The sequence below is a fragment of the Moorena sp. SIO4G3 genome (assembly GCF_010692305.1).
Taxonomy (GTDB): domain Bacteria; phylum Cyanobacteriota; class Cyanobacteriia; order Cyanobacteriales; family Coleofasciculaceae; genus Moorena; species Moorena producens_A.
Genome location: NZ_JAAHIG010000013.1, coordinates 39,886 through 47,833, shown reverse-complemented (window position 1 = coordinate 47,833; position 7,948 = coordinate 39,886). Strand labels below are relative to the sequence as shown.

The 7,948-nt window shown below is 45.1% G+C and carries 5 protein-coding genes; 2 read left to right on the top strand and 3 right to left on the bottom strand.

The features are described 5' to 3' along the window. Positions 1-3,777: Calx-beta domain-containing protein (locus F6J99_RS04360; RefSeq protein WP_293111861.1), on the top strand; the 3,777-nt coding region annotated here is incomplete at its 5' end. A 309-nt stretch (positions 3,778-4,086) separates the two neighbouring features. On the opposite strand, the gene F6J99_RS04355 is transcribed toward F6J99_RS04360, so the two are convergent. Further along, a complete protein-coding gene (locus tag F6J99_RS04355; protein ID WP_293111860.1) occupies positions 4,087-4,518 on the bottom strand; it encodes a VOC family protein in 432 nt (143 codons plus the stop codon). Positions 4,519-5,309: 791 nt separating this feature from the next. On the opposite strand from F6J99_RS04355, the gene F6J99_RS04350 reads away from it, so the two are divergent. Continuing rightward, positions 5,310-6,074, top strand: coding sequence for a TIGR00297 family protein (locus tag F6J99_RS04350; protein ID WP_293052596.1), 765 nt, complete (start codon positions 5,310-5,312; stop codon positions 6,072-6,074). A 216-nt stretch (positions 6,075-6,290) separates the two neighbouring features. On the opposite strand, the gene hetR is transcribed toward F6J99_RS04350, so the two are convergent. After that, positions 6,291-7,190: a heterocyst differentiation master regulator HetR gene (gene hetR, locus F6J99_RS04345; protein ID WP_070393435.1), complete on the bottom strand. Its 900-nt coding sequence runs from the start codon at positions 7,188-7,190 to the stop codon at positions 6,291-6,293. 297 nt (positions 7,191-7,487) lie between these two features. Then, on the bottom strand, positions 7,488-7,733 hold the full coding sequence (locus F6J99_RS04340) for a hypothetical protein (protein WP_070393434.1): 246 nt from the start codon (positions 7,731-7,733) through the stop codon (positions 7,488-7,490). Between the last annotated feature and the right edge of the window lie 215 nt (positions 7,734-7,948).

The following is a 7,948-nucleotide window of genomic DNA, read 5'->3' as shown; positions in this document are numbered from 1 at the left end:
GAGATTAGCGAGATTTCCGCTCCTGTGGAAGAGGGAGAAGTTGGGGAGTTTACTATTAATCTTGACACTGTTCCAGCTGGGGCAGTAGAGATTACTATCAAAGCTGATGACAACAGTGAAATCAGTCTCGATGGAGAGAGCTTCTCAAACCAACTGGTGGTCAGTCTCACCAATACTAGCCAGCAAACCATTAAGGTCAAGGCAGTGGATGACGATGTACCGGAAGGTGAGCAGACCAGCACCATCAGCTACGAGATTACCAGCACTGGGGATTCCGAGAAATATCCCTTGACTCTCAATATCGAATCCACCGAGATCACCATTACTGATAATGACCCAGTCACCCCTGGTAAAGTTGAGATTAGCGAGATTTCAGAACCTCTTCAAGAGGGAGAAGTTGGGGAGTTTACCATTAATCTCGACACTGTTCCAGCCGGGGCAGTAGAGATCAAGATTACTGCCGATGATGACAGTGAAATCAGTCTTGATGGGGAGACCTTCGAGACTGAACTGATGGTGAGCTTGAGTGATCTCAGCTCCAAAACCATTAAGGTCAAGGCAGTGGATGATGAGGTACCGGAAGGTGAGCACACCAGCACCATCAGCTACGAGATTACCAACACCGGGGATTCGGAGAAATATCCCTTGACTCTCGAGATCCCATCCACCGAGATCACCATTACTGATAATGACCCAGTTGTTCCTGGTAAAGTTGAGATTAGCGAGATTTCCGCTCCTGTGGAAGAGGGAGAGCTTGCAGAGTTTACCATTAATCTCGACACTGTTCCAGCTGGGGCAGTAGAGATCACTATCAAAGCTGATGAAGACAGTGAAATCAGTCTTGATGGGGAAACCTTTGACACGGATTTGATCGTCAGCCTCAGCAATACCAGCCAACAAACCATTAAGGTCAAGGCAGTGGATGACGAGGTACCGGAAGGTGACCACAGCAGCACTATCAGCTACGAGATTACTAACACCGAGGATTCCGAGACATATCCATTGGATCTCGAGATCCCATCCACCGAGATCACCATTACTGATAATGACGCAGATGCTGCTGGTCTGGTCGAGATTAGCGAGATTTCCGCTCCTGTGGAAGAGGGAGAAGTTGGGGAGTTTACTATTAATCTTGACACTGTTCCAGCTGGGGCAGTAGAGATTACTATCAAAGCTGATGACAACAGTGAAATCAGTCTCGATGGAGAGAGCTTCTCAAACCAACTGGTGGTCAGTCTCACCAATACTAGCCAGCAAACCATTAAGGTCAAGGCAGTGGATGACGATGTACCGGAAGGTGAGCAGACCAGCACCATCAGCTACGAGATTACCAGCACTGGGGATTCCGAGAAATATCCCTTGACTCTCAATATCGAATCCACCGAGATCACCATTACTGATAATGACCCAGTCACCCCTGGTAAAGTTGAGATTAGCGAGATTTCCGCTCCTGTGGAAGAGGGAGAGGTTGCAGAGTTTACCATTAATCTCGACACTGTTCCAGCCGGGGCAGTAGAGATCAAGATTACTGCCGATGATGACAGTGAAATCAGTCTCGATGGGGAGACCTTCGAGACTGAACTGATGGTCAGTCTCACCAATACCAGCCAACAAACCATTAAGGTCAAGGCAGTGGATGACGAGGTACCGGAAGGTGACCACAGCAGCACTATCAGCTACGAGATTACCAACACTGAGGATTCCGAGACATATCCATTGACTCTCGAGATCCCATCCACCGAGATCCAGATTACTGATAATGATGCAGATGGTGCTGGTCAAGTTCTGATCACCGAGATTTCTGGTCTCACGGAAGGGGGAGAGCCTGGCACTTATACCATTGCTCTTGACACTGTTCCAGCCGGAGCAGTAGAAATCAAGATTATGGCGGATGAGGACAGTGAAATCAGTCTCGATGGGCAGAGCTTCGAGAACGAAGTGATGGTGAGCCTGAGCGATCTCACCCCCAAAACCATTACGGTAATGGCGGTGGATGACAATTTCCTCGAAGGTGACCATAATACCACGATCAGTTATACCATTACCAACACCGGGGATGAGGTCAAATATCCTGATACTCTCAATATCCCATCTACAGAGATTACCATCACTGATAATGAGAGTGTTACCACAACCCCAGAGATTATTATCAGTGAGAGCCCGATACTATTTGAGGGTGGTACTGGTATCTACACTGTTGCGTTAACTAAGACTCCCACCGGTGAAGTAGAAATTACTATCAAAGCTGATGATCAAACTGAAATCAGTTTAGATGGAACTACCTTTGCTTCAGAGCAAGTGCTTACCTTCAATGAGGCAAAACTTCAAACTATCACAGTGCGAGGGCTGGATGATCAAGAGGTTGAAGGGGATCACGAAAGTACCATCAGCCACGAGATTACCAAATCCGAGGACAGTGTGAACTATCCCCTGGGGGATGTTGGATTAGTCACTGCCAGTATTTTTGATAATGACATCCCCATTGTCACGATCACTGCTAGTGACCTTGAGGCAGCGGAAAAAGACCAAGACCCAGGCAGCATCACCATCACTCGTTCTGGAGACACGAGTGAAGAACTCACTGTCAGTTACATGACCTTTGGTAGCACTGCTACCGCAGATGACTACAGTGAAACCCTCAATGGGTCAGTCACTATTGCCGCTGGTGAGTCCTCCGTTGAGCTGAAAATTACTCCAGAAATCGACTCCCGAATCGATGAAGGTGATGAAACTGTTAACCTGGTCTTAAACACCAGCGAAGATTATAACTTAGTTGGCAAAACCTTTGCTCAGATTACCATTGCTGATGACATCTCGTCAGTTCCTGACAAAAGTACCAGGTTTGTCTGGCGTAATCCACTGACAGGAAATAATATCCTGTGGAAGATAGATGATACTCACCAGGTAAATACAGTTAGCCTTCCTGCGCAAACGGATCTCAATTTGGAAATCCAAGGTACTGGAGACTTTGATGGCGACGGTGAAATGGATGATGTATTCTGGCTTAACAAAGTAACCGGAGCGATTCAATACTGGCAAGGGCAAGGTGAAGAGATCAAGGAGATGGTGCTTGATGCCGGTGAGGTCAACCCCTTGGAATGGGAACTCACAGAGTTTGCTGACTTTAACGGTGATCTCAAAGATGATATTCTCGCCTACAAGCCAGATACTGGAGAGCTTGCTATCTTGACAATAGATGCTGACAAGCTGGTAAATCAGGGGATCATTGAACGGGATGGTCAGCCTTTACTGATAACCGAAGACACTGGATGGCAAATCGAGGGTTCGGGGAACTTCAGTGGTGGGGATCAACATCAGATTCTCTGGCGCAACCAGAATACTGGACAGGTAGGCATATGGCAGATAGATGGCAACGAACTAGTCGATGCTGCAGTGGTCACACGAGACGATGAGCCTGTACTAGCTCCATCATCAACTGGATGGCAAATCGAAGGTGTGGCGGACTTCACCGACGATGGCCAAGAGCAGATTCTGTGGTACCACTCGGAGACTGGACAGATTGCCACATGGCAGATGTCTGATAAGAAACTAGTCAAAGGTGACATCATCACACGGGATGGTGAGCCCTTAGGAATACTAAGCTCAACTGGATGGAGTATTCAGGGTGTTGCAGACGTAGATAATGACGGCAAATATGATATCGTCTGGAACAACAGTAATACTATTGCTTTTTGGCACTTGAATGGCTCTGAATTAAGGGATGCAATGGTCATTGACCAGCCACCCGAGGCTGGCTTCAACCCCAACCTTATTTAAGCTATACTCCACAGGGTCATAACTTGAGCTGATTGAACATCAGAACTAGCACCCCAAAACAGCGGAATTGGTATAGCGCTACGCGCCAGGCAAGAGGCAATAGGCAAGAGGCAAAAGTTTACTACACAAGGTTTTCAGCTTGTATCAATGTCCTAACTTTAATGCGTAGTGCTATATCAGTAGTTCCAGTGAGCTGAGCCGAAAAAACCCCTTACTCAGTAAGGGGTTTTTCTATGTTTCTCAACCTTCGTGTTGATCAAGCCTTCTTGGGTGTGTTTCCCGTTTTAAAATTGCTGAAAAGGATTTGGCTTAAATGCGATCGCCAATTTCTGCCAACTCACGTCCACCAAAAATTGCTGAACTATCAGAGTAGAACTTAAACTCCATTAAGTTATAAAATGGATCTTGGAGGAAGAAGGTGCGATGCTCTGTCAGTTGACCAGGAAAGCGGGTCTTGGGTTGCTCGTAGAAGGGTAATTGTTTTTGTTGAGCATTCGACAGTAAGGCTTCCCAATCAGCCAGGGATGTAAAAACTAATCCGAAATGTCGAGGATAAATACCCCGCTGAGGTGTCAGGGTTTCTTTGGTTAGGTGAGCCACGAGTTGATGACCGTATAAATTTAGAATTACCGCATGGCGAGATTCTCTACCGATTTCGCAGCCAAGTCCATCACCGTAGTAAACTTTAGTTTGCTCAATGTCGGTAACGGGAAATGCGAGATGAAATAGGACTGGTTTCATAAGTTTTGCTTTGAAGGTTGAACGCGATTGCGTGGCCTTTTGGCCAAGGTTGAAGGTTTAAGGTTTTGAAGGTTTTGAAGGTTTAAGGTTGAAGGTTTTGACTGTTGAAGGTTTTGACTGTTGAAGGGTTTTTTTGCCCAGGAATCTCTTTTAGGGTAGGTTGAACGCCATGGACGTTCGCGTAGCGTGGCCTACGGCCTCCGCTACGCGAACGGCTCTGCCGAGAGTCCCGCTTTCAGCGAACGCATGGCCTTTTGGCCAAGGTTTTAAATAAATTCAACTTTATTTGGCTCTACCGAACCTAGTATGCATAAAAACGCGCTTATTTACCACTAAATCTGATTGGGAAGTCTATTTATAAAAAATCATTCTATCAAAAACTAAAACTCTTACCCCATAAGGATTAGACTAATTATTTTTTAAAAGTTTTACATAGCCAGTTCGATAGAGCCCTTTATTTAAGGATAATCTGACGTAATCTGGTATCCGGTTGCATCAGTAGTGTGCTTTGTGATTGGTTTTTTGGATAATGGGGAATGGGGAATAGGCAATGAGTAGTGGGGTAATGGGTCAGAAACAATCACAATTACCAATTACCACTTACCAATTACCAATTACCACTTCTATCAATTCTCATAATGATGAGGTACACATGTTTGTTTAGCACTACCTACCTAACAGAATCCATAAATTGCTACTCCCTACTCCCTAACACCCAGTAATGTACCTCACAAATTTGATAATTGATAGAGCAATTATCAATTACCAATTACCTATATAACTATTTTGCTATGCTTTATGATAGTCTTTCTTTAAATCCTTGGCTAGTTGCTGTTGGAGTAAACACAGTTTTCCTCGCCATGGTATGGATTGCTCCCAAAAAGTTACTCACCCCTGCTGGGATCGTCCACGCTTGGATATTAGGGGTACTGATTTGGGGTACTCTGAACTGGCCGGGTTACACAGTAGTCGGATTTTACTTTTTGGTAGGGTCTGGTGTCACCCGCATTGGCATGGCGCAAAAGGAAGCGGCAGGAATTGCGGAAAAGCGTTCCGGTGCTAGGGGACCAGAGAATGTTTGGGGTTCAGCACTGACTGGAGCGATTTGTGCCTTGGGTACACTACTACTTGATGCTCCTTATCAGCAGTTATTGTTACTAGGTTATGTCGCTAGTTTTGCTACTAAGCTGTCCGATACCACTGCCAGTGAGGTGGGTAAGGCTTACGGCAAACGGACTTTCCTGATTACTACTTTACAGCCAGTAGCTCGGGGAACAGAAGGAGCTGTAAGTCTGGAGGGAACCCTAGCTGGAGTAATTGCATCAGCTGCGATCGCATTTGTGGGTTGGGGCGTTGGTTTGGTTAACTTGACAGGAGTATTTTTTTGTGTTATTGCTGCCTTTATCGCCACCAATCTGGAGAGTGTGATTGGTGCGACACTACAATCGAAATTGGAATGGCTGACCAATGAAGTCGTGAATATTATTAATACGATGATTGGTGCGATCGCTGTTGTGCTGCTAGCTCTAGCATGGCAGTGGATCAGCCAGGTATGAAGCATGAAGCATGAAGCATGAAGTATGAAGTGTTAATTTTGAAGGATGAAGGATGAAGTGTTAATTTTGAAGGATAAAGGATAAAGGATGAAAACATACAAGTTGCTAAGCAACCAATAAATTAAGATAGCGTTAGACTTCTCACTTCCCACTTCCCACTTCCCACTTCCCACTTCCCACTTCATAATTCATAATTCATAATTCATACTTCATACTTTATTCAGATAGTGGTCCAAAGACCATCTGTAGAACCATTGGTTCACCATCATCACGGTGATACCTATCTGCCCACTGGCGGATAATTTCATCTAACTCTTCCATGGCCTGATTGATTTTCTCTGGCGGGATATCTAGTTCCTCCAACCCTCGCATGACTTGCGGCTGACGCTCTGCCCAGTTTCTCATTAACCGGAAGTATCGCGCTGTTTCGTCAATCATGGTGTAGGTGCGGGCTTTGTCATCTACTGGTGAGTAATATGAACTGGTTAGAGCGTAGTAGGGTAAGCCACCGGTGTGATCGATTCTGGTGACAGTTCCTGAATAGGTTAAGCGACGCTTGATGTGTTCAGCTAGAGCTTCACTCAAGGGCAGACGTCGCTTTGGTGGTAAGTCTTCTTGGGATCTCCGGTGGAGAAATTCTATTAATTCAAAGAATTGTAAGGAATTGATGATCTGGGCATCCGGCAGGTGATCTGGCAGCTTGATCTCAAGATTGCGCTTTTCTTCCAGGTCAAGGCTGGTGCCATTGATACGAGATTGCCCTGGTTGCCAGGGATAGTGTTCCATCCAGACATAGGGAAACTGAATCAGATAGCGAGGTTCCTGAGACCCCAACATCTTGAGCAGTTTCCCTTCTGTTAACGCTTGTCGAACTTCCTCAACAATGACCTTTACCCGCTTTGGCTCAATGTGATGCAAATGCCCAGTCATGCGGATATTGCCATCTTGCTCCAGATAGGTCATGTAAATGGCACATTTGGCAGCGGTTGCTGCTGCATCTAAAAACGCCCCATGTCGGTGTCCACTCGTCCGCAGGGCGCTGAAAGCCAGGTATAGCATGATCTGATCCATTGCACTGGGGCTTAGGGTTTTGATCAGATCGGATTGGTTGATCATCTTAGGGGCAATCACATCTACTTCCGTTGGTTATCAAGCTTATTTAGTTTCATTTTTCCACACTAGAACAATCTCACTGTCATCGAAGAAAGCGAGCTGAGGTTGCTTGGCAGAAAATTGACGAATTAAGAGGCACCCTAATCATGTCTTTTCCAATATATTATATAAAATAATAAGCCAACTACAAGTACACTATATTGAATTAGCACTTTCCCACTGTAGCCCGCTACTCGTACCCAACAGTGGGATTGAAATGCAGCCAGATATGCCCTCACACTGAATCCAGTCAGTTGACTCTCACACAAGAGACAGACGTCCGCTACCACGATGGGCGATCAGGGTAGTTGGAATTACTGGTGATGAGACAAATTTGTGGTTTTCTTTTCTCCCATAAGAAAAAATTTGTCCTGTTTGCTTTACTACACTGGGACAATCATTACTATAGTTTAGTGGTGAATTTGAGCCATGGGCAATCATCGGTAAATTAACCCCAAACCAGATGGTTAAAACAGTAAGTAAAGCAATAGGAGTGTAAATTCGCATAACCGATATCCGTATCAATGTTCCTCTAATTACTGATACAGATGGCTCGCTAATGGTTCAGGAAAAAATATAAACTATAAGCGAATTTTAAAAAAAATACCGATATTGTAAATCCCTCTTTAAATTCTTTATTCAAAAAAAAACTAGTTGACGAAATCGTGTCAATCTAGCGACTGTAATCCTTATTCGATAAGGATTGCTCTGATGTTAATAAG